Raw genomic sequence first — 23,089 nt, 5'->3', positions numbered from 1 at the left:
AGCTAACCAGCTCGCACCAATATCCGGTTATTCCTACACATTTTTACCTTAACCATCTAAATTTGCCAAACTTACACTCCGGAGATAAAGATGTTTGGTCGACGAAAAAAAACCCCTCCTACATCATCGACTATTCCTACTGACGGAATACCATTTCTAGACTCTAAAGATCTGCTAAGCCCACATACTCTACTAATCAAAAAGATTAGAAATGATGCTGGATGCACCCGAGAATTCTTTGATAATTATTATTTACCAGCTATCGAACGCCTGGCAGAGATGTTGCAGTTAAGACCGTTTGGGCATGAAGGTGAGTTTGCAAAAAAAGGAGGAGCAATAGAAGTTGCTATTAAGCGAGTTGCACTAGCTCTTAAGCTAAGACTAGGTACATTGCTCCCTCTAAAATGTAAACCTGAGGAAATATCACATAGAGGAGAATGCTGGACTTATGGCCTATTTATAACAGCTCTTCTGAGAGACTTTGGCGGGCAAATGTTGGGTGTAAAGATAATAGGATTTACGAAAAATGATAAACCAGCTGGCGAATGGGTTTGCTGGAAACATCCAATCAATGAATATCATCACTATCGAATGAAGAAAGAATCAGGAATAACTAGTTCACTTTCCTATACGGCTACTTCTCTTCACATAAGAGACATCGTGCCAGATGAAGGCATAGAATGGCTATACGGTGACTTAGAACTCATCAACTGCATCCTAGATATACTCACAGGTAGTCGTAAGATTCAAGACAATCCACTCTACTCTATCATTGTAAGGGCATCTTCTACACTTCGAGATGAAATCTCATTTGAAACAGCATTAAGTTCCATAGAGCATGATGTTAAGGCTGAAAAAGAACAGACTTCGAGCACTGAGATTATTGATCATAAAACCGGTGAAGTTACTAAAACAAGTTCAGATAGTCCTACTCAGACGACCAGTGAAATGCCATCTAATGCTACTAATATTTCTGATATTGCAGAGATTGAAGCAATGCCTCCTGAAATGGAAATACCTCCTCAAAACCTTGATGACTATCCACCAGAACCTGAAGAAGAGGTCACAGCAAAAAACTTTGTTGCAAGACTCAAGGTAGATATTCAGAAAAAGCGTATAACTTCTGAATACGCTAAACAGGAGGGTAAGAATATTAGTATTAAGTATCCCAGCACATTCAGAAGTTATACCGATAGTCCGTCCGACTTACTCAATGAATTAAGACTAATAGGTGTAATAGTTGAAGAGGGGCAATCAAAAGGTATCTCATCTGAAAGAATGATTGTTTTGAAAGGCTAAATTGCCTTATTAAGGCCTCCGGAGTAAGATTTATCTATATCTGATTCTGAATACTTGATCTATCAAGTACCTGAAGCGTCACAGTCGTTTTATTGCTGTGCTATGAAATATTGACCAAGGTTAATATTTAAAAAATTGTAGCTGCTTCTCATGATGCAGTTAACCTCAACCCTGAAGGGAGAATATCTCCCTTCAGGGGGTGTTCTCCTTTTTTTATATGGAGAATATATGAGGCTAAACTATAAAGATATGAAGGAAGATGTGAGGAAAATGGCAATCGCCCTCATGATTGCTGGACTTGCAGGATATATCCTTGAAAGTGTTGGTCTAATTAATACGTCTATAATAGTAGGTATTGGGCTAACCCTTTGGGTCTTTGGGTTAGTTGAACGTGATGCTATGGAGGAAAAGTGATGGAAATTGCAGCATTAATAGGTGTATTAGTACTTGGTGTTTATGCAGTAGCTAGCTACCAAGAACATCATTATTCCAAAAAACATAAAAAACACAAAAAGAACTAACACAAGAGATTATTTCCACGGAACTAATCAAAAGCCCCTGCCATTCAACACGGCAGGGGCTTTTTTATTGATAAAAGAATCAGAAAGCTACAAAAGCTGGTCGGAATTAAAACAAAGCCTCGACCCCGGCTTGTGATATTAATTCGAATTCATTCTCTATCTTAGCTTGTGGTGACTGATTAAATTCATTTTGCTTATTGTTTCCATTCATAGCTTGCCCATTAAGTTTACCTAGCTGTACAAGTCCTAAAAGCATTAACTTTCTTGCCTGATATGCGCGCCCACGATCACTAAAGCTTGAGAGATAATCATATAGCTCAGGATCTTCAGTGCGAGGTATTTTTTGATTCATCCTAATCTGCTCAACCATTAAGCCACCTCACGATTAATCTTTGCATACCAGGCTTCACCAATTTTCTGAAAACCGAGTACATTTGCTACAACTGAATTATCGTCGCAGTGGATATTATGTTTTGGTAATAGCTTCTTGATTGGGTCCAAGAATATCTTTGCACCACCACCCACAAGGATTATCTGATCGATACTTCTGCCGTCACCGACTTTGTTAGATATTGCATCCACTGCCGGCATTATTTCACTTAGTGCAGATCGGTGATACTTAGACAGATCTACATCCTGTCCGTATAACCTAAACCGACCTTTCCTGATGCCTTCATCAATATGTGAAATGTTATCGTAGTTAATCTTTAGATCCTCACTTATTCCTTTAGCTACTGCTTTTAAATAAGCACTCATACCAGTTGGATGACTTCCGCTTTTTCCGCCAATTTCCCTTAAGCCAGTTGACACAAGGAAGTCCACAGTAAAGAATCCCGGATCAATAAGTAAGTTACGAGTACTACTCAATTCTTCTAGTAATTTAGCTTGTGAGGCATAGTGAAGAAAGCCACCTAATGGTTGAGCAACAGCGTTAACTTTACGAATATCGATATCACGAATACCAATTCGATGGCGGCCTGTCAGTATTTTCTCCAGAATAGCTCTCTTGCTACCCATAAGATCGACAGGCAATCCCACAACAAGAAGATCAATTACATCGACATTCATTTGTGAAATGGCACCATATAGCAAAGCCATGTAGTCCTCAGTCTCAATATAATTTTCATGCATTATGCGAACTCCACCCTCAAGTGCAGCATCGACACCCGGACCAACTTCGTAGCGATTACCATTCACAACTACCTGGTAGATATCTTCACTTTCTTGAAAACTATTTTTACTAGCACTAGGACGATTCACAATCGATGGGAAATGGTCTGCTACAGCTCGACCATTAACGATAGTACGGATGTATTTAGTGTTGCCATAACCAACGTCTACAGCACGAATAACCGGTTTATTGTTCACGAACGTTCCTCCACGGAAATAAGAAAAACGTGCACAAAGAGGTAACCAATAACCTTAATTGGGCACGTAGAAAAAGATGTGTATGAAATATGGCCGGAATAAGGCCTTTTTGATGCACACTTCCATGGAAGCTATGCGCAGGAGCGTCAGAAAAGACGAACAAATATAGATTACATCGGGCACCATCCAAAAATCAAGCTCATAGAAGTCCCACAGGACGCCTACAGAACTCTAACCAACCGTTTTCTTCACTTCTCTGTATCGAAACTCTACAAAACAATTTAACGGAAGTCCTGCAGGACACCAGCTGAACATTAGACTCAATTAACTCTCAGTTTTCTCAAAAATCACCTAAATTGAAATGAAAAAAACATTGTGGAGACTGAGGGGACGAGCCAGAACAGAAACCACTGTCGAAACAGGACGATACAACATAAATGGGAACCTTATTCCAGACTTTAAGAAAAAACTCATCCTTAAAATACTTGACAGACCATAGGGGAATGATCTGAAAATATGCTCAATCTTCAACGGGCCCGTATGGGTCTGAAGAGAGCAGCAAGCCAACTGCACAAAAAATGGCTCTCTCTTGGCGTTGTTTATCAAACGATGCCCACTCAAAAAAAGACAAAAGAACTGAAAATATGCTGAAAATGCATGTTGTCATCTATCTATGTCTGAAATTCATCATGGACACGGTAATAATCGGATTGCTACGGCGATCACAGTCCAACAAGTAGGCTGTCTCTATGGAGACAAGCATCAATCTAAGAACATCAAGCTACGGCTTAGATGTTATCCATACGAAACCACAAAAAGATTGGCCAAAAACCTGATGTAAACAAAGTCTGCAATCGGAGTAGCGTTTTACTAGGGCGGACATAACGTGATCGAGCATCCTGCTGGCGGGGATTACTGGGAACAAATTCAATCACGATCGTATTTTTGTGTGTATCAAAACCAACCGAACACCTTGTCTATCTGTGACAGAGAGAAACAAAGTGGCTGACTATCGTAAAAATGTCTGTGAAGGGGTAGGTCGAACATCTACCAAAGCTTTGCAGTGATAGAGGCGTCATGTCGGGTCTGAACCAAGCCTTCCATGAAAGATATAACTCACGTTTAAGATGATGCCGCAGTTAAGAGCTGCACCTGATGAGAGTTCCCTATCGTATGGTGATTGATTGATAACTACTGATGAATATTAACGAGTGAAAAGAGAGGAAACGCTGCTTATGTAACTAGATAAAAACTGGAGTATAAAAATGAATAAATCATTATCTGAATCGTATAAACCACAGTTGACCATTACTGATGGTGAATATGTATTTGCTGCACCAGAAATGCGAGGTCGACTAAATAGACATGGTAAACCTTGGACGGTGAGAACAATTTTTGTTTATAACATCCTGCAAGTTGTTTATCGGAACAACGCTAGACATGCCAAACGTCAGAAACCAGTGTCTGAAAAAACAAAGGCAAATAGATTTAATGAAATTCGCTCTATGGCCCATACACTCCATGACCTGGGATATCGGATTACGTTGCCAACACATATCCGTCAAAAGCACGTTAAAGCCCTGACACATTTCTGGGAAGCCAGAGAAGACCTAAAACCAGCCTCTGTAGTCCAAAAAGTATCTATTCTCAGAACCTTTTTGGGGTGGATGGGCAAAGAGGGCGTCATTACTGGACTAAATGACAAAGAGCTATTTTCCAAACCAGAATTAATGAAGCGTGAATATGTAGCTAAAGAAGATAAAAGCTGGGATGACAAGTACGACATTGATGAGCTAATTCAAAAAGTAAGTGATGACTGCAAGTATTGTGGCCGTCAGTTAATGCTATCGCATCTATTTGGACTTAGAGCAAAAGAATCGATGCTATTTCGACCTAACCTGGATTACGACAGAGAAGGGCAATTCATTCATGTTCGTCGTGGCACTAAAGGTGGCCGACCCAGAACTGTACCTGTTGAATCAGCAGAGCAACGGCAATACCTGGAAGAGCTTCAGTCATATAGTTATGACACTAATGAGTCAATGATTCCTCGTCGCTCAGATCCAAAGAGCTGGATTAAACATTTTTACCGGGTAACCAAAAGAAATGGAATTTCAAGAGAAACAGGTATAACGCCACACGGCCTGAGACATGGTTACGCACAAAGACTATATACACGCACTACAGGTCATCCTGCAGCAGTAAAAGATGTACCTAAAATTGCACGAGATATAGACATGATCGAGGAAAGGATAGCCAGGCTCATGGTTTCTGAAAACCTTGGCCATAGCAGGGAATCAATCACGAGCGCTTACATAGGGAGTAACGATTAATGTGCTATTCCCATTCAGCTATGTCATCAACATGTACCTATTCTCTAATGTCCAAGAGTTACTATTTAAGTCAGAACCATTGGGATCGACTTTTAGATATTGTTATTACAACAGGGCAAGTTGATAACCTGAGCACAACAGCTCTTGATGTCCTCAATAGAATTAGCGATAACGGGGACCCAAGCACATATGTATCACTTGTTCAGTTGCACGAGTTAAAACAAAAAACGGGCAAAAAATACTCGAGTGTTTTTAGAGCTATTTCTGAGTTAGTTGAAGCAGAAATTGTCATCCATCGCTATGACATTGATGCTTCAGTTTATATGGTTCATCCACGTTTAATTCATTCAGTCACAAGGATGGTGTCGTGATTAGAGTCAGAAATGATCTTCATACAGCATTCATACCTCCAAGACCTCTAAAACTGCATGATGATGATTATGACGATGACAGGATTACTGTGTATTTTGAAGAGACCTACCAGGGTGCTGTTGTGATCATTTCAGGCTCAGTTCACTTGGCAACATTACCGAGTGTAAAAGAAGCAGTAAAACTAGCCAGCTATACCATTATCGGAGTACAACATTGTAATAAGCTAGAGTTAATACCTGACCTCGAATCAAACCACATCACACATCAGAGCTTTGAGGAGTGGCTTACAAGCTGGTCAGAATAAGCTATACAAGTAATAACTGGCAATTAAAATATATTTGTAACGTATAACGTTACATGTTACTATAAATCATGATTAAATCTTTTAAAGACCAGGAGCTTGAAGACTTCTATTTTCAAGGCACAACAGCCCGTGGAATACCTAAAGCTATCGAAGGTGCTTTAAGGCGTAAACTTGATATAGTCCATGCCGCCGAAGCAGAGAATGATTTAAAAGTCCCGCCCGGCAATCGCTTTGAGCACTTATCTGGGAAACTGAATGACCGGTGTTCAATTCGTGTGAACAGGAAATACCGGTTGATATTCAAATGGGGTGATGGTGAAGCTATTGACCTTTACCTAGATCCACATGAATATAAATGATGAGGTAATTATTATGATGAAAGAATTGAAAATACCTGCTCACCCAACTCCTGTAGGCGAAATGCTAACTGAAGAATTCTTAATTCCTTTAGAAGTCAGCCAAGGACAATTAGCAAGAGCTATGGGGGTTAGTCGCAAGACTGTAAACGAACTTTGCGTTGGTCGTCGAAGCGTAACCGTAGAAACGGCCTTGTTGTTATCAAAAGTACTTGGCACTACATCTGGCTTCTGGCTTAACTTACAGATCATGAATGACATGTGGCAGGCTCAACATAACGAATCATTCACAGAAAAACTTGATCATGCTGCACGATTAGTCGAGGTTGCATAATAGGTAAGTCATCTTTAGACGGTGAAAAGCTACCAATTGCGAAGCATATGCTGAAGGTTACTCTGAAGAATCACCGGCAGATTTAATAGCTCCATATCGTTCAACTTCAGCTTCCATCTTTTCAAAGAACTTTAGTAATGTAGCAATGAAATCATCTATTAAATCTGATCCTACTGATAAATAGCCTGTCTCCGTTTTCGTAAGTTTTGAGTTTTTTCTGATTACTTCATGTAGTTTGTTATTAGGAGCTGACGATATTTTCCCTCCATTATGCACAATACAATTTCTAAGTTTATTAATGTCCTGTATGTAACCCCATTCCTCCCCAAATCTATTAAAATCTATACCTACCATCTTTGTTAGATAAAGCTTTGCTCTCTCTACTCCCTTACCATTAAGGTCTTTTAATTCAATTCTGCTGTCTACAGAAACGGCCAACTTCTCGCACAGGGTATTCATCTGATTCTCAAGAAAGTTGTATAGACTGATCAGCAGAGACTCTCTGTGAAATTCTGGAGTTAGAGTTTGGTATTGTTCCCAAACATACTTGTGAAATACTTCTTCATGAGAGTTTTCTGGTGAGTCATGGATTTTCCTCTCATAATCTTTATGCAGTTTTTCTTCCTGCTCTCTCCAAAATGACTCCGTTTGAGAGTGAAACGAGGAGAATCGTGTGAGCTCCTGTTGGGCAATATGACAATGAAAAAAAGTACCATTTGCAAATAAATCCATCTTAATTCCTCCCTACTTCCCAAAATCTCATCTACACGAAACAGTTACTCGTAATGAACTTGCCAGATCCAGATCGTGATGTATGGTATTTGGATATATCGAACAAAGTTAGCACAAGTGTTGTTTAACCAATCTGTATAAGTGGCTATCTTGGATAATGTGTCTGGTCATGAGTTTACTAAAACTTTGAAGGCAGTCTAAATAACTCAAGCGAAATTCTTAGAAACTGAAATAAAGGCTATTTCATTTCAACAAAAATAGGGGAGGTTATATGGAAAAGAAAATTGGTTTTGAGGATCTTGATATTGTTGAGCGTGACAGTCTGGAATGGGTATTTATGTGGGATAAGTTGGCTAATCATAAGATTAATAAAAATCTAAAAAATCCTTACACAGCAGATAACTTCGGTGAACACTGGATGTATATGTATACAGAAAATGGTTTTCATGTATTTAAGCATAGATTACACTCAGGTACAGAATATCCTAAAAGGTTAGATATACCTGCATCTACACAATAAAACCATGGAGCATATAAAATACTGAAAAAACTACTTGTGTCACTGTTTAAATAAAGCCCCCCAAGTGAGTCACAGTTTAAGCAAACAACGATTCAAGTGAAGTTTGGTATTGATACGCTGGTTAATATTTCTGTGCATCTTGAAGTAAATTATTTGCATATTCATGAAGGCAATAAAAACAACTAAAGGTTTCATTTAGACACCTTCAGTATTATAATGAAACCTTATTAGGTTAATAGTGAGGTTTAGCCATGGCTAAAGCAATAAAATTATCAGATGAGCTGGTTAATGATGCGACTATAAATGGTAAAGCTCAAGAAAGAAGTGCACCTAAACAAATTGAGTACTGGGCAAAAATTGGCAAGATTGCTATAGAAAATCCTGATCTACCGTATAGTTTTATACAGGGGGTCTTGCTTGGTATTGAAGAAATGAACGCCGGAGAGGTTAGCGAGTACACATTCGGATGATTGTGCGTCAAACTAATGCTTTTAAACGAAAGATAAAGAAGCTCCATAAACAAGAAAAAAAAGCTCTTGATAAAGCTGTCAAAGAAATAATGGCCAATCCTTCTATCGGTGAAGGTAAAACAGGCGATTTAAAGGGTGTTCAGGTCTTTAAATATAAACATAAAGAACAGCTTTATTTATTAGCATATCACTTCCAAGACGACGAAATAATACTAACTTTTATGGAATATGGCACACATGAAAACTTTTATCGTGACCTAAAAAATATCCATTTTAAAGTTATCAAGTAATACTTGGATTAGATCATCTATACAGTCCAGCTCTATGTATAAACAATCTGTGTTATCTTCTTCAAGTTAGGGAGTTTATCTGCTGAAAATGCAGGATGTTGGCATTGCAAGAGGGTCCGTCCCACACAAACAATTGAGCTGAATAATTTTGCTAATTTCCATTCGTCCTCTATATCGTCAGGAGAACTTATTACGTCATAGCAACAGAAATAGAATAACCGTTCAAAATGGCCTCTTTTACTCGTCAATGCTCCACTCAGTAGGTCAACAAGTTGATCTATGCTAAGCAACACCATTTAAGACACCAACCTTATAAATGGGTTTACCTTCATATTCACCTGTTCTAATAAATAGCCTATTCCACCAGTGCTTAATTTCTTGTTAAGTAAGGTATGAGTTGTCTTTGTATAGGTTTCAAAAGGATCTAAGTGCCGATTTTTGATACTTGCAACGGAAATAACTCCGATGGCAGCTCGGTGTAACCTAATGGTGCAATATTCCAATCCATCAAAAAGTAGTGCAGCATTGCCTTTCTGATACTAAGCGTAATTTCACCATTAACTAAACCATAATCGATTTCTAAGGCCTCAGGATGTTTATGGCCATGATTTGGTACCAGTGAAATATTTAATTTAGTTTGCCATTCAATGTCAGCCTCGATCATCATGCGTGGTTCAGGTTCATAGTTATGGAATGTGCTCTCCATAATTCTATTTAACTTGAAATTACGAAACTCACCTGTTTTGTGATCAAATGCTCTTAGATAGTAAAAGTTACCAACTGTCAGCACAGAGTGAGGAACAATAAGCCTTTTTCCTCTTCCTGAAGAACGGGAGATATATTCAATTTCAGCTTTTTTTGTTCTATATGTAGCTCGTAAAACAGGCGCGATTTTAATTAAATCAATTTCTGTTCTTGGTATCTCATACTCATGGAACCTCGTGAACAATGCTGGTTCACATACAATATATTGCGTTCCTTTTGAAATGAGCATCAAAGCATCATGAGTATTATGTTCATATAACGGAGTGAACCAATCTACAGGGACATATTGCTTTAATGTGTTGTCATATTTCAACTGAGCATTAGACTCAGATTGATATTGTGCAAAATCTTTCGATGCATAAACACCGCTGATTCCAAAACGATCAATTAGCATTTTACGTTTAACGCTACCTAGTACGTAGGCACATAAATCAATGTACTTCAGTCGTTCTAATTGTCGGTCTTCTTTTAAGTTACTAGCTGCCATACCTACCCCTTTTTTTCTTAAAGGATTATATCATGGTGTAAATATTTACACCGTATAAATAATTATATGGTATAAATATTTATAGTATTTTTTGAGGGCTACGAAATGTCAGTTAGACGACTTAAGCAATACATTGACAAAATTGAGATAGGTTTAGCTATAAATTATCCAGCATTTTACAGATTGGTAGAGGCGCTTAAGCTAGATTTCACAGTTTCACATAGTTTGTTTAGTGCTAATAAAGTCAAAGATGATAAATATATAGTTACCATTTTAAGTGAACGATTACACTCAGATTTAAAGCGACTTGCTGAAACTGACACTAGGCAGAGAAGTTCATTAGCACAGCAAAATAGAAGCCATGAAACATCTGTTGGGGGTTCATTACTCGTCTTTAAACAAAACTTTGGGCACTCACAAGTCATTGAATTTGATCGACATGGTCAATTCAGCCCTCAGATCAAACAGACAAACAAATGTCTCATACTTGAAAATTGCGATAATTTTTTAAACGCTAGGTCTACATTTACTTTCTTAGCTAAGAATGCCCCCTTTGATGAGTGTGATCCTATTGATATTTATTACGCCTCTGGCAATGCCATTAGTAATAAGTTACACCACAGTTTATTTAAACATTATCAATCAATTTACCTTGCACTCGACTTAGACTTAGGTGGCTTGAAAATAGCAAACATACTTAAGTTAATGTATGGCGATGATAAGGTTGAATTTCTTGTACCGATTGATATTGAGGCGAGGCTTCAACATGTGGTTCGGCGTAGACAACATGATTATTTGGAACAAGTCGATTTAATTGGCCGGAATACTCCTAGCCTTCGACCTGTTTGCGATTTGATTACAAAGTATGGAAAAACACTAGAACAGGAGTCATATATTTATGGATAAAGCATACAAAAATCTTCAATTTGAGTTGAGTGACTATACTTTAAAGCGACTTGTTTTTATTAACTCTGCCGGCCATGGTTATTCTGAAATCATTCTAGATGAGAGCATGGTTATCTATGGCGTTAACAATGTGGGCAAAACAGGTAGTTTGGCAGGAATAAAAATCGCGTTATATCCTCAGGTTAACTTCTTCCAATGCGATAAAACATTTCGCTTTACAGGAAAGGATGGTGCATATCGATATGATGATTCATATGATTATTACTTTCCTGACCCACGCTCTTACATTGTTCTCGAGGTTGAAAACCCTCAAGGCAAGTTTTGCATGATCTGCTATAGAACTAGTAACTATCATTACAGTCGTTTCTTTATTCCTCAAGAATACGCCAGAATACGTAGCCTGTTTTCTAATGAAGATAGTGGAGAAATCAACCCCAATTTAAATACTTCGCTAATTGAGGAGTATAGAAAAAAACATAATGGTATTAAGGTTAGCGATCAAAAAGAGCTCGTCCAACGGATGTTCAGTGGACATTACGGTACCCCTGAAGAAAGTCGTTATTGCGTATTACCTTTACAGTCCTTAAACGATGATGCAATTCAAGCATTTAGATCTATTTATCAGCTTTCATTTGAGTCAGGAAAAAGTTCTCAAGAGAGTTTGCCTAATGCAATTGCAGCATTAGTTGAAATGAGTCGTGATCGAAATAAAGAAAGACTAGATACAAACTTCTCTGAATTAGTTGATGAGTACGAATCATTGTATGCAGAAGACACGAGACTTTTAGCTATTAAAAATGCAGAACCCTTATATCAACAGGCCAAAAAATCTTTTGATACAGCTAAACAGCTTTATCAATCATATTCAGTACAAGTTAACGCGCTCCTCCATTCATACAAAAAAGACTACGAAACTTTTCAGCCAGATCTTAAAGCTGCCGAAGAAGCTGCTGATGTGGCCAGAAAAACGAAGAAGCGACTGGATATAAACCTACTTGATAAAAACCGTGAGTACAACAGAAAAGAAGGAGAATACAAGACTCATTGTGAACGGTTAAAAAAAGATAAACAAGCTGTCATTGACGGAAAAGAATTACTAGGCCGTTATCCAGGCAAGTCTCAGAAAGAAGTATTGGATATGTTAGATGAAGATATCAATATTCTAATAACTGCACTTAAACAATATGATGAACAAAATGGTGCTGAAAAACGACTTCAAATGAAAGTACGTGAACGAAATAAATTAATTAAAGAAATTGATGAACTCAAGGTCTTGGTGACTAATACTGAAAAGACCTTTCTCTATCAAATAGAAAATGACCATTCCCGATTAGTTTTACACTCATTGAACCAAGAATTAGCTAAACCTATGATAGCTATCACCGGGGAAGATAAGAATATTATTAATGCATTTACTGCTCTATTTGGTTTTGATGGTGCTGACTTTTTAACTCTCAAAGGTGCCACCATTGAAGGTGTAAAAAAACACGAATATGACCCAGAGAAAATTCTATCTGAGTGGAGTGAAAAACTTTCATCCAAGAATGATATTCGCGCTGAACTTGACGATGAAATTAAAGAGTTAAATGAACAAATCAAGCAAGATAATGTTGAGTTTCTAATCAAAAGAGATGCCTCAGAACTAAAACAGACTAAAGCTGACCGTCTTCTTATTGCAGGTATAGAGAGTAAAGAACAAGATGTACGTGATGATGAAGAAAAAGAAGCCGTCCTTAAGGGGGAAATGGAAACATTAAAGTCAGAAAAAAAACTTATTGAAGAGCAGCAAGCTACAGCGAGTGTCGAGGATATTAAAAAAAATGAAGCTGTAGGAAAACTAGTAAATAAAAAGAATGGCTTTAATACTATTAAACAGCGGTTGAATGATGCAATACAGAGAATTTCCCCCTCTTCTCAGACAGATACTTCACTGACGCTAGCGTGTTCATTAGAAGCTGCAGAAAATATACAGCAGCTTGCGATTGACCTCCAAGCTAGTCTGAATGAAGTTGATAAATACTATCACCGCCTTGATGCTGAATTTAAACATCCTGATATTGATAGAGATAGAGTGTGTTCTGAAATGGGGGACTTTGAACGAAACATACAGATTTACACCACTAGTTACGCAACGCTGGCAAATGATTTAGATCGTTTGTTGTATGCAATAAAAACACATAATCAGCGTATTAATAGTCAACTTAATGAACTTCGGGAAGCTGATGAGGCTTTACAGAGAGAGGTAAGGTCAATTAATACTCAGATGAATGAAAAAACTATTTCAAATTTAAAAGATGTAACTATTCATGTTCACAAGAAGGCTGCCTTTAATGAAATTCTTAACTCACTTAAAAAGCACGATATTGATTCGGAAAAATTCATAGATGCAGAGTTTTATAGAAAAATAACAAGGTTTTCATCAGATTTCTTTGACAAAAAATCCGGTCGCTTACGACTAAAAGACATTATCGAACGTGTAACTCCTAGTTATACAAAACGTGATACTGGGAAAGTCGAAGACAAAGGTCAATCAGGCGGAACAACTACTACCATTAATGCCTTTTTAATGTCTGTTTTACTCTCTCGTATTACTCAGGCTGGAATACGTTTAAAAATGCCTATTATTGTTGATGAAATTGGCACGCTAGACCATGCTAATGCGCCAGCAACCATTGCCCAGATAACTGAACATGGTTTTTCAATTTTCTGTGCCACACCTGAGTATTCAGCTCTGATTAACAAAAAAGTTGGACGTTGGGCCAGAATTGATAGGTTTTATGTAAATAATTTGATGGTTGATGGTTGTAACTTAAAAAGTCTGCCTAAGCATGTAGAGTCTATAGGCAAACTTTAATGAAGCTCCAACGTGACGTTCTGATCACTTCAGTACTTAGGTATCAAGAAGCTTTTTTAAGTCTTCTGGATTACATCAATCAATATGATAATGATGGTGCTTATGCTGTTCCGACACAACTTTACTACAAACAATATAGCCACTTTATTATTCCCAAGGCCACGGCTAATGATGATCTTAATGCGATAAATCATCTGTCGATAGATTCACTTTTAGAAAATGGTATTTTTCTTAAAAATGAAAAACAATCAGGCATGCTTATATTGCAATCAGTCATTGTTGAATTGCTGAGATTTATCGATGTAAAACGAGCTAGAGAGTTAAATAGAAAAGACTTTGAACTTATGAGGGCTAATCTGGAAGAGTCTGTTAGGCAAGTAACAGGTTCGCTCATAGGTTCCGATGAATATCGTGATGCCATGCTTAGTTACCATGAGGTCATGAATGGTATTCATTCAAAAATAAAAGCAAATGCGGAACGTCTTGAAGTAAAAGTTGATGAATTAGCAACGGATTATAAAAAACTCAATAGTGATATACCTGATGCAAATATCAATATTAATACACTTTACGATCGGGTTAATCGTTTATACAACAGGTATGTACTACCTTGTTTTGAATTCTTAAATGCCACCCCGCTGGTAGCAAAAGACAATTTCTCTGATGCTGTAGACACCATTATTGAGTGGCATGACAACTATGGTGGTATTCACTCTACAACGGCGCAAAAGATTGGTTATGCCAAAACAGCAATAAGTAGTTATTACAAAGATGTCTCCGAGTTTGAGCGAAAATTAAAACAATACTCGACCTCTCTTGAGGCAGATCGACGTTCATTCATCGCAATTGAAGCAGCATACACTCAACTTATGGCATCGATCCAAGAACGTAGACATGGTTTAAGTCGCGGATTCAAGTTAACGCCTGAGAGTGGAATATTTAGTCACTTTAGTTCTTTGGATGGTTTAATTCCACAGCAACGGTTCAAAAAGAAACTGAAGTGGGAAGGTTATAGAAGCGTTAGACGTTTAAAAGAGTACATGCAACATATCCAGTCTATGGAGACGCCTAACAATAAAAGTGCACTTAAACCGGTGCCACCCAATGTCAATCTCGATAGGGATAGGCAGGAGAAGATTGGGAATATTATTCTAAAAATAGACATGCTAGAGCCTACAGCTGATATTCACCAAGAACTTAATCTTATTTTGTCTCAGAAACTTGAAAACTATTCACTCATAGATCTGCTTTATGCCTTGGAAAGCTTTATTCCGCTTAATATGACCAATATTATTTGGATAGAAGCAGATGCCAAACGCCTTGAAGACAAGACTTATTATTTAATTTATTTACCGATACGATGGAGTCCTCAATCACATGGCTGATTTTATCAATAGTAAAGCAATTTTTGAACAGCTCATGAACGGCCAAGTCATCAATAGACATGTCTTAGAAAACAACTCTGAGCTTAACTCAAACCCGTTGTTTGATGAAATAATTCAGTTTGAAGATGAGTATAGAAAACAGTACCGCATGTCTGGCTATCAACTGGAAGTCAACGAAAACTATATTCTTCTTCAAAATACAGGTATTGAGGCTGATTCTCTCAAAACAGATGCGTCCATGAAGGTGTATGTATTACTCCTGCTTATTGCAAAGTATCTTAATACGCGAAATTACAAGACATCTAAAATAGAGCCTATGGGTAGTGGCCTTACTCACAGCGACATCTCATTAATGGAAGAGCTGCCCGATATTAGAGAGACGCTTGATAAAGCGGATATGAAAAAAAGCCTTTTAAGTCACATCAAATCAACATTAGTTGAACGAAATATTATGTTAGAAAAGGTAGGTAGTGATGCATATGTGCTATCTGATGCAGGAAATGCTTTTTTTCAAGAGATCTTCGCGTACTTCTACGATAATGTTTAGGATGATGTATATATTTTCTTTGTGTGCTAACCCAAATAACACTAATATCAAACCTTTGGTATGAGATTATTCTGACTGTTTATAGGATCACTTTTCGACCGAAAGCAGGCATAAAGTATGAATCAATGACTAAGACATGAAAGCAGAATATTTAGGTGCAAGAGCCTCTAATACTGGCGATGATTTTCATGAATGGTGGGCGCTTCGTTTAGCATTGCAACTGCTCGAACCGGATACATCATTGGTTGCCGTAACAGTTGAAGGTGTAAATCTTGATGATAAAAATACTCAGGAGTTGACGGAATGGGACTCCGTTGATTGTGGCTTATTTTATGGTGGCCATACAGTAGAGCAGGCTGAAAAGGTTGTCATTGAACAGCTAAAGTATTCTTCATCAACGCCTGAAAAGAACTGGACTGTTTCGGAGCTAACAAGCTCCAAGTCGAAATCTTCAAATAACAGCATTATCAAAGGACTTGCTGATTCATTTTGCGCGATATTGAAAACTAGGCCAGATTTGATCAGTGCTGGTGCGCTAACAATCAGGCTAGTCAGTAATCGACCTATTGGTACAGACCTTCAGAGATCACTCTTTGATGCCAGCAACACGAAACACGAAACATTGAGGGATGCCAGTGGCCTCAGTAAAATAAATTTTAAGAAGTTTATTACGCTCTTCGACGTTTCTGGCTGTGGTACAGGCTCTCGCTTTGAGCAGGAAGAAAACGCGATTAATGAAATTTTAAATCTAACACATAGTGCAGACCGAGGGTTTGTGTTGGATTTGAAAGACCGTGTTCATAAGCTGATGCTACCGGAGGCCACAGGAAGTTATATCACGAGAGAAACAATACTGACATGGATGAATGTTTCTGACCCCCTTGCTCTATTCCCATGCCCCTCAAGACTCAAGACATTAAGAAACTCAGTTAAAAGAAGTGCTGCTGTTGCGATACAAGCTGCCATGGCTAATGGTGATCAATTTATCTGCCTGCATGGCGAAGGCGGTAGTGGTAAGACAACTCTACTAAAACAGGTTGAAAGTTTGTTGCCCGAAGGCTCAGTCATGATTACATATGATTGTTATGGCGCGGGCACTTATATGCATAGTGAAGCATATCGGCATAGACCGAAAGATGCTTACTTGCAAATAATCAATGAAACCTCGGCTCGATTGCGATTACCTTTGTTGATTAGCCAGAATAATTCTGTAGATTTCATTAAGGCCTTTTCGTTAAGAATCGAAAGTGCAAGCAAAGTTTTAGAGGCGCAAGAAGATAATGCATTATTGGTTGTCGTTATTGATGCTGCGGATAATTCTGTAACGGGTGCAAGTCAGTGTAAACCGGAAGAAACCAGCTTTGTTCATGAATTGATTAAAATAGGTAGTTTACCAAGCAATGTTAGGTTGATGATCTCTGCGAGAACTGGGCGTTTAGATTCCTTATCTATTCCGCCTAAATATACCTCGGTAGAAATTTCTAACTTCTCACTGGAAGAAACAGCGCTTAATGTGTTGAACCAATATCCTAACGCAACTGAAGCATGGATAGAGGATTTTCATAATTTATCTAATCAGAATCCACGAGTACAAAGTTACGCATTCGATTATGCTGAATCAGATCCGGGCAAAGCGATCGAATTTTTAAGACCCAATGGAAAGGGATTGGATCAAATCTTTGAAGCCCGCTTTGAAGAGGCGATTTTGAAAGACGGTAATTCTGATGTCTTGTCTCTCGTTTGTTCATCGTTAATAGCATTACCTGCACCAGTTCCAAAGCGACACTTGGCTAGTGTTGTAGGAATATCAATAGATAGGGTTAACGACATTGTCTCTGACCTTCCCGGAATTAGAGTTCTTGAAGACAAAGTGGGGTTTCTTGACGAGGATGTTGAATTCTTTGTCAGAGGTAAGGCAGAACCAAAGCTGTTGGAGGCTTATCAGCGTGCGGCAGCACATTTCAGCGCTAATCATGAAAGTGATGAATATTCAGCAATGCATTTGGCTTCAGCGTTATTTTCTGCTGGGCAAGGCCAAGAAATTATAAAAATCATTGAAGAAAATGAAGCACCAAAAGCTATAAAGGACCAAATAATTCGTCGAGAAGTGCAACGCCAGCGGTTGCAACTCGCAATGAAAGTGTGTCGTTCAGCTGGTGAACCAGCAGATGCAATATTTACCTTGTTGGTTGGTGCTGAAGCTATTAAAACAGATTATGCCGTAGACAAAATTATCGCTGAAAATCCGGATTTGTCCGTCCATTTTGCGTCCGATACTGTGGGACGGAATATACTTTATTCGTCAAAAAAATATGAAAGTCATGGGCGGTTCTTGTCGCATATTATTGCTCGTGATGCAGCTGACAAAGACTTTATCGCTGCTCGTGAAAAGAAACGCATTCTTCGTGAATGGATGAATCGGCGAAGTGATGATATTGACCGACAAAAATCCGAGCAAAGTCAGCACGCCTACCAACATATAGAGCCGTGGCCAGTAGAGCTTGAAGATATTGCTGCTGTTGCTCATTCAGTGCTAGATATGGAAGGTCACCAAGCTGCGTATGAATTTATTTGTAGCTGGAAGCCGAAAAATATTCATTACGAGATCGCGTTGATACTGTTAGAGCGTCTATTATCATCGGGTAAGGCAGACACAATTCAAGAATTTTTGGATAGTGGCTGTATCCCAGAACCTTGGGCATCACTCTTCAGCATACCTTTGGCGCTTATTGGCCATTACATTAATTGTATTTCTCTTGAGAAGTCACTGTGTAACAAGAAAATACTGAAATATTGCGATCTGAAAGAGCTGGAAAGGCATACCTCTGAATACAAAGACGGTTTCAGCTATGCTGAAATGCTACTTAGTGGCTGTGAAATATTGGCTGCCAATGGAATAGATTTATCCTCTATTGAACCAATCCTTGAGTATCTATGCCCAGATAGATGGCGCTTAGTTAATAATATCTTCATACAAGATGTTCTTAAAAATGATGTTGCTTTTAGGGCTTACTCTTTGTTGATGCGTCATCGCTGTCTCGACGTCACAATAGAATCGTATTGGATTGATACGGAAATACCTGATGATATTGATGAGGTGGAAAAAAATAGGCAGAAACAAAAGTTATCGGAAAAGCACAAAGAGATAAAGGAAAACCTGTCAGGTTTAATATCTGTTTATGCTGTTAGAGCGGATGTTTTGCTGTCCAATATCTTGCCAGAAAATACTGAAGACAAAGTTAAGTCTGCACTAAGTTCTTTGTCTGCAAATTCTTGGAGGTTGTCTAGGGAGCATTATTTTGAATCCATATGTACTCAGCTTGCTTTGTCAGTAGCCAAGCTGTCCGTTGTGCCTGATATCGATATGAATACAGTACTATCCTTGGCTAAGGCAACGTTTAAAGAATGGCCGTCAGTATATTCACCTGGCCAGCGTAAACTCATTGCAAGTTTAATAAAAATACCGGAGTTGAAACCGATAGTTGTTAAGGATATCTACGATCGTTCAGTTGAAGTAAAAAATCTAAAGGCAGCGGCGAACGAAAAGATCAACATTCTTTTGGATTTGTCCAGGACTTTGCTTTTTGTAGATAATGACGAAGCTAGAGAAGTGTTTAAAATAGCAATTGATATCGCTAATGAAGTTGATGTTGATGCTATGCATGATGTGGCTCTATTTTCAGCGTTATCCAAAAACTCCAAAAACCACTTTTCGTCCGCAGAATCGCAACAAATAGCAAGTCAAATGGCAACGATAATAACGGAGTACGGTACTCTTCTTGATGGTTATGACCATTTTCCTTGGGATGATGCAATTTCTGCTGTTGCCATATTGGACATGCCGAAAGCGATCAGCCTTATCGGGTATTGGGAAGATTGTGATTTGATTCAAGCTAGCGAATCTCTTCCTGCGTTGATGTCTAGGGGAATTTCAAACGGAACGATAAATTCTGCGCAGGCTGTATCCTTGCTTAATTTCTGTGATGATTTAAGTGAGAAGCTTGTGGCTAAATTAGCGTCAGCTACGAGCGAACAAGAAGCTAGTCAACTGATAGAGGAAATTGCAAAAGCTGAGTTATTGAGATTCAACAGAAGCGGCAGATCAAAAGTATGTCGGGAATTAAATGAGTTAGTTCCGTATACCGATAGTAGCGAATATTGGCATTCAGCACTAAACCAATTGATTGAATTTAAATCAAAATCAAAAAAAAGTACCAAGACCAACACCAGCAAAGACAAACTTGATTCGACAACTAGGAAATTAAAGGAACGCGAGTTCCTTGAAAATATAAAATTAGCAGAAATTTCCTTTGATTCACCTTCCGATTTCATGAGTTCACTTCACACCAAGCTAACAAAAGCTAGAGGTAAAGATTTTTACCTTACAAGTGATGACATATTGAGATCTATAATCAATCGTTTGGAATCAAAACATCGAATTGCATTTCTAGATGTTTTGACCGATGAATATGTAATTGATGATTTTGGCTATACCTGGGCTAAAACGTTAATTGACTGCATCGATTTATGGATAGCGTCATCTCACTCCATATCAGCTTGGAAAGAGGAAAATCTGCCAATCTTAATTGTTAATCATTTGGGCCAGTTTTCTTATGATGAACATTATGGCTACGAAAAACCTATACTGAAAGATATTATTCATGGCCTTAATTTAAGTAGGCAAGAAACGGTTAGCTTGCTACTGGAGGGATTAGAAAAAAACTCTGAAATTTTGTCCTTGCCTCAGCTATATTCAGTGATCAGGTTACTGACGGACTATTGCAGAGAAGAGGAGATTGTAGATGTCACCACTCGTTATGTTCAGCGATTAACCTCACGGTTAAAACTTACGACAAATACAATCAAGTCTGAATTTTCAGTTGATTTAGCACTTGCAAACCAACTTTATTCATTCTTAGGTGATATAGATACCAGAGTTAGGTGGCGAGCGGCACATGGTGTTAGAGCGTGTGTAAGAATGGGCGATTTCAAGATAATTATGGCGTTAACCGATTTATATGACCGTCAATCCATGCCAGGCTATCGCAAAGATAATGCGCCTTTCTATTGGTTGTCAGCACGTCTTTGGCTCATTGTTACATTTGATCGAATTGCATCTGAGGTCCCGGAAGCTATCATTCCCGCCGCCCGCTGGTTATTGAGCATTGCCAATGATCAGGATTTCCCACATGTATTAATACGCCATTTTGCCAAATCCTGTTTGATGAAGCTTCTTTCAAATGGTTTTATTGATTTTGATGAGCAGGAAATAACAGCATTGCATGCTATCAATACTTCGAAATTAACATCCGAAAAATCGAAACGTAGAGTTTCTCGGGGAGGATTCCACGAAGGAGGCAAGGAGAGAAAATTTAAATTTGATTCATTAGATACCCTCAGATATGTATACCCCAGCGCTATAGGATGTTTTGCTGATGTGGACGAAGAAATGTTTCTTGACGAGGCAGAAGCTTGGATCATGGATTGCTGGAAGAGCGGCTCCGACTTATCAATATGGGAAAACGAACCAAGAAAACATAAATTTCAAAACGCTAACTACAGCCTTTATAGCCACAGCCATGGTTCAATGCCGACTATAGAGCGTCATAGTTATTATCTAGAGTGGCACGCCATGTGGTGTAGTCTCGGTTCTTTAATGGTAGAAAAGTCATTAGCGGAATCAGAATATGACGACGACTATGGAACATTAAACGGTTTTTTGAGACGGGGGGGGCTAACTCAACCACCTCACTGGTCAAGTGATCTCAGATGCCCGACACCATTAGAATTACGTTATCACAAACCACCTGCTGTCGAGGCAGAAGATTGGGTGGCTACAATTAGCGCTGAAGATTTTGATTTGGAGCTTGGTTTAACCTCTGAAGATGGAAGTCTGGTTGTGGATTCATATCATGATATTCGCACCAGTAATCATCGTTCCAGTGTGAGAATATCGTCTTCCCTTGTTAACCCTGATACCGGATTGTCATTGATTAGGGCGCTTCAAACATCCTATGACTCCTACGACTACCGCTTACCACCTGTTGGCCATGAATTTGAGATAGATGAAGATCCATTTTTACTACTTGGTTGGCTTAGCGAGCACTCTGGTGATGCTCGTTTAGATCAAAAAGATGTGTTTAATCATGGTGTTCATATGATTGAAAGCATGCCTTCAGATAATACGATTGAAGTATTAGGATTGCGTCGGTCCAATAACTATCCAGTTTCATGGATTGATAACTACGGGGATAGCGTATTTGCCTATGAGGCTTGGGGAGATGCAAGAGATGACTCTAGACAGAGAGAGTACATCTACGATGGTAATGTATTTTCTGATGGGCATCGTTTGAAAATCTCATTGAGTCACCTCAAGAAATATTTGAAGATAGTTGATTTAGATTTAGTTCTTGAGGTTGAAATAACACGAAGGGTGACTAAAGATGGAATTACAAAATATGACGAAGAGTCCCAAAATGAAGCGCGGTATGCAAGACTCTATCTTTTCAGAAGAACTGGAGAAATCTTTACCACTGAAGGACGTGTTGGTACTTGGACATCACCTAGCGACTGAGCTGGGTTTCTCCGACAGTTGTGATACCCTTGGAAAGTGGATGTCTCATCATTTAGCTGAAATGATGGATCGGGTTGAACGTGAAGAAAACCAAGAAAAAAAAGAAACATACCAGCAGCAGACCGTCGATCTAATTTTGAAAATCTGGGAGCACAGAAGCTCCTTAGATGGGCTTGCATACCCTTTAGCTCGGTTTAAAGGAATTATCGATACATTAAGCATACTTTCTCCTGAGGCTAATGTATGGGAGAGAAACAAGCTTGGTAGATATGAGTCTCTTGCAGCGGAGAGTTTTTCAATGGTCGTTGATTTATATAGAACGTTGCACTTTCTTGAGTTTGTTGCTTTAGAGTCGGTTAGAAGCAAGCAGATTCCTCCCGTTGTTTTTTCCGATGAAGAACAAAAAATATATGATTTTTTAACTGCTTGGGCAGAAGAAGAACTGAAGTTTCGCTCATCAGAGAGTTTATTGTCAGATAAAACAGAGTTTGAAAATGCGACTGACAGTGTGTGTAATTTTATTGATAGGTTGTGCGGAAAACTGAACGAGCTGAAGAGTGAGATATCAGATAAAAATAAGTAAAATAATAATGTCCCTTAGCTGAAGTTGAGTCTTACCCATCCTGATATTTAAGTTGACGGATTCATACCTTTTGGTGGTCGACAACGGGA

General features: G+C 38.5%; 19 protein-coding genes. 15 read left to right on the top strand and 4 right to left on the bottom strand.

The window, feature by feature from the left end:
* Window positions 1-90: 90 nt before the first annotated feature.
* Window positions 91-1,299: a TraI domain-containing protein gene (locus AC13DA_RS01290; RefSeq protein WP_482945808.1), complete on the top strand. Its 1,209-nt coding sequence runs from the start codon at window positions 91-93 to the stop codon at window positions 1,297-1,299.
* Between the two features lie 150 nt (window positions 1,300-1,449).
* The gene (locus AC13DA_RS01285; protein WP_474567614.1) at window positions 1,450-1,713 is read left to right on the top strand and encodes a hypothetical protein; all 264 of its coding nucleotides are present in this window, start codon (window positions 1,450-1,452) and stop codon (window positions 1,711-1,713) included.
* A gap of 213 nt (window positions 1,714-1,926) precedes the next feature.
* Here AC13DA_RS01285 and AC13DA_RS01280 read toward each other — a convergent pair whose 3' ends face one another.
* Window positions 1,927-2,190 carry a hypothetical protein gene (locus tag AC13DA_RS01280; protein WP_474567615.1) on the bottom strand — a complete coding sequence of 88 codons (264 nt, stop codon included), beginning with the start codon at window positions 2,188-2,190 and terminating at the stop codon, window positions 1,927-1,929.
* A complete protein-coding gene (locus AC13DA_RS01275) occupies window positions 2,190-3,188 on the bottom strand; it encodes a PRTRC system protein D (RefSeq protein ID WP_474567616.1) in 999 nt (332 codons plus the stop codon). Before AC13DA_RS01275 ends, AC13DA_RS01280 begins: the two co-directional genes overlap by 1 nt.
* Window positions 3,189-4,453: 1,265 nt before the next feature.
* On the opposite strand from AC13DA_RS01275, the gene AC13DA_RS01270 reads away from it, so the two are divergent.
* From AC13DA_RS01270 to AC13DA_RS01255, 4 genes are all read left to right on the top strand, one after another.
* Window positions 4,454-5,521: a tyrosine-type recombinase/integrase gene (locus AC13DA_RS01270; protein WP_474567934.1), complete on the top strand. Its 1,068-nt coding sequence runs from the start codon at window positions 4,454-4,456 to the stop codon at window positions 5,519-5,521.
* 367 nt (window positions 5,522-5,888) lie between these two features.
* On the top strand, window positions 5,889-6,197 hold the full coding sequence (locus tag AC13DA_RS01265) for a hypothetical protein (protein ID WP_474567933.1): 309 nt from the start codon (window positions 5,889-5,891) through the stop codon (window positions 6,195-6,197).
* A 68-nt stretch (window positions 6,198-6,265) separates the two neighbouring features.
* Window positions 6,266-6,556 carry a type II toxin-antitoxin system RelE/ParE family toxin gene (locus AC13DA_RS01260; RefSeq protein WP_482945807.1) on the top strand — a complete coding sequence of 97 codons (291 nt, stop codon included), beginning with the start codon at window positions 6,266-6,268 and terminating at the stop codon, window positions 6,554-6,556.
* 13 nt (window positions 6,557-6,569) lie between these two features.
* Window positions 6,570-6,887, top strand: coding sequence for a HigA family addiction module antitoxin (locus AC13DA_RS01255; protein WP_007146084.1), 318 nt, complete (start codon window positions 6,570-6,572; stop codon window positions 6,885-6,887).
* A 57-nt stretch (window positions 6,888-6,944) separates the two neighbouring features.
* Here AC13DA_RS01255 and AC13DA_RS01250 read toward each other — a convergent pair whose 3' ends face one another.
* Entirely contained in the window at window positions 6,945-7,619 is a 675-nt protein-coding gene (locus AC13DA_RS01250) for a hypothetical protein (RefSeq protein ID WP_482945806.1), read from the bottom strand.
* A 271-nt stretch (window positions 7,620-7,890) separates the two neighbouring features.
* Here AC13DA_RS01250 and AC13DA_RS01245 point away from each other — a divergent pair, with 271 nt between their 5' ends.
* The 3 genes from AC13DA_RS01245 (at window position 7,891) to AC13DA_RS01235 (ending at window position 8,899) form a co-directional block, all read left to right on the top strand.
* A complete protein-coding gene (locus AC13DA_RS01245; protein ID WP_482945805.1) occupies window positions 7,891-8,139 on the top strand; it encodes a hypothetical protein in 249 nt (82 codons plus the stop codon).
* A gap of 251 nt (window positions 8,140-8,390) precedes the next feature.
* Window positions 8,391-8,609 carry a TA system antitoxin ParD family protein gene (locus tag AC13DA_RS01240; protein ID WP_482945804.1) on the top strand — a complete coding sequence of 73 codons (219 nt, stop codon included), beginning with the start codon at window positions 8,391-8,393 and terminating at the stop codon, window positions 8,607-8,609.
* Between the two features lie 2 nt (window positions 8,610-8,611).
* Window positions 8,612-8,899 carry a type II toxin-antitoxin system RelE/ParE family toxin gene (locus AC13DA_RS01235; protein ID WP_482945803.1) on the top strand — a complete coding sequence of 96 codons (288 nt, stop codon included), beginning with the start codon at window positions 8,612-8,614 and terminating at the stop codon, window positions 8,897-8,899.
* A 424-nt stretch (window positions 8,900-9,323) separates the two neighbouring features.
* Here the strand turns inward: AC13DA_RS01235 and AC13DA_RS01230 are convergent, their stop codons facing one another.
* Window positions 9,324-10,151, bottom strand: coding sequence for a BrxR family helix-turn-helix transcriptional regulator (locus AC13DA_RS01230; protein ID WP_482945802.1), 828 nt, complete (start codon window positions 10,149-10,151; stop codon window positions 9,324-9,326).
* 105 nt (window positions 10,152-10,256) lie between these two features.
* On the opposite strand from AC13DA_RS01230, the gene AC13DA_RS01225 reads away from it, so the two are divergent.
* The 6 genes from AC13DA_RS01225 (at window position 10,257) to AC13DA_RS01200 (ending at window position 23,000) form a co-directional block, all read left to right on the top strand.
* Complete coding sequence (locus AC13DA_RS01225; protein WP_482945801.1) at window positions 10,257-11,057, top strand: hypothetical protein; 801 nt, start codon at window positions 10,257-10,259, stop codon at window positions 11,055-11,057.
* Window positions 11,050-13,911 (top strand): hypothetical protein, encoded by a 2,862-nt coding sequence (locus tag AC13DA_RS01220; RefSeq protein ID WP_482945800.1) that lies wholly within the window; start codon window positions 11,050-11,052, stop codon window positions 13,909-13,911. The genes AC13DA_RS01225 and AC13DA_RS01220 overlap by 8 nt, the downstream gene beginning before the upstream one ends.
* Window positions 13,911-15,296 (top strand): hypothetical protein, encoded by a 1,386-nt coding sequence (locus AC13DA_RS01215; RefSeq protein WP_482945799.1) that lies wholly within the window; start codon window positions 13,911-13,913, stop codon window positions 15,294-15,296. Before AC13DA_RS01220 ends, AC13DA_RS01215 begins: the two co-directional genes overlap by 1 nt.
* A complete protein-coding gene (locus AC13DA_RS01210) occupies window positions 15,289-15,843 on the top strand; it encodes a condensin complex protein MksE (protein WP_482945798.1) in 555 nt (184 codons plus the stop codon). The genes AC13DA_RS01215 and AC13DA_RS01210 overlap by 8 nt, the downstream gene beginning before the upstream one ends.
* Before the next feature lie 136 nt (window positions 15,844-15,979).
* The gene (locus AC13DA_RS01205; RefSeq protein ID WP_482945797.1) at window positions 15,980-22,417 is read left to right on the top strand and encodes a P-loop NTPase family protein; all 6,438 of its coding nucleotides are present in this window, start codon (window positions 15,980-15,982) and stop codon (window positions 22,415-22,417) included.
* On the top strand, window positions 22,320-23,000 hold the full coding sequence (locus tag AC13DA_RS01200) for a hypothetical protein (RefSeq protein ID WP_482945796.1): 681 nt from the start codon (window positions 22,320-22,322) through the stop codon (window positions 22,998-23,000). The genes AC13DA_RS01205 and AC13DA_RS01200 overlap by 98 nt, the downstream gene beginning before the upstream one ends.
* Window positions 23,001-23,089 lie beyond the last annotated feature (89 nt).

Source organism: Methylophaga sp. F-2 (genome assembly GCF_056859315.1).
This window is presented reverse-complemented; position numbering and strand designations above follow the sequence as displayed.

Coding starts and splice junctions, on each gene's coding strand:
- AC13DA_RS01290 (WP_482945808.1), top strand. CDS start 91: ATGTTTGGTCGACGAAAAAAAACCCCTCCTACATCATCGACTATTCCT.
- AC13DA_RS01285 (WP_474567614.1), top strand. CDS start 1,450: ATGATGCAGTTAACCTCAACCCTGAAGGGAGAATATCTCCCTTCAGGG.
- AC13DA_RS01280 (WP_474567615.1), bottom strand. CDS start 2,190: ATGGTTGAGCAGATTAGGATGAATCAAAAAATACCTCGCACTGAAGAT.
- AC13DA_RS01270 (WP_474567934.1), top strand. CDS start 4,454: ATGAATAAATCATTATCTGAATCGTATAAACCACAGTTGACCATTACT.
- AC13DA_RS01260 (WP_482945807.1), top strand. CDS start 6,266: ATGATTAAATCTTTTAAAGACCAGGAGCTTGAAGACTTCTATTTTCAA.
- AC13DA_RS01255 (WP_007146084.1), top strand. CDS start 6,570: ATGATGAAAGAATTGAAAATACCTGCTCACCCAACTCCTGTAGGCGAA.
- AC13DA_RS01250 (WP_482945806.1), bottom strand. CDS start 7,619: ATGGATTTATTTGCAAATGGTACTTTTTTTCATTGTCATATTGCCCAA.
- AC13DA_RS01245 (WP_482945805.1), top strand. CDS start 7,891: ATGGAAAAGAAAATTGGTTTTGAGGATCTTGATATTGTTGAGCGTGAC.
- AC13DA_RS01240 (WP_482945804.1), top strand. CDS start 8,391: ATGGCTAAAGCAATAAAATTATCAGATGAGCTGGTTAATGATGCGACT.
- AC13DA_RS01230 (WP_482945802.1), bottom strand. CDS start 10,151: ATGGCAGCTAGTAACTTAAAAGAAGACCGACAATTAGAACGACTGAAG.
- AC13DA_RS01225 (WP_482945801.1), top strand. CDS start 10,257: ATGTCAGTTAGACGACTTAAGCAATACATTGACAAAATTGAGATAGGT.
- AC13DA_RS01220 (WP_482945800.1), top strand. CDS start 11,050: ATGGATAAAGCATACAAAAATCTTCAATTTGAGTTGAGTGACTATACT.
- AC13DA_RS01215 (WP_482945799.1), top strand. CDS start 13,911: ATGAAGCTCCAACGTGACGTTCTGATCACTTCAGTACTTAGGTATCAA.
- AC13DA_RS01210 (WP_482945798.1), top strand. CDS start 15,289: ATGGCTGATTTTATCAATAGTAAAGCAATTTTTGAACAGCTCATGAAC.
- AC13DA_RS01205 (WP_482945797.1), top strand. CDS start 15,980: ATGAAAGCAGAATATTTAGGTGCAAGAGCCTCTAATACTGGCGATGAT.
- AC13DA_RS01200 (WP_482945796.1), top strand. CDS start 22,320: ATGAAGCGCGGTATGCAAGACTCTATCTTTTCAGAAGAACTGGAGAAA.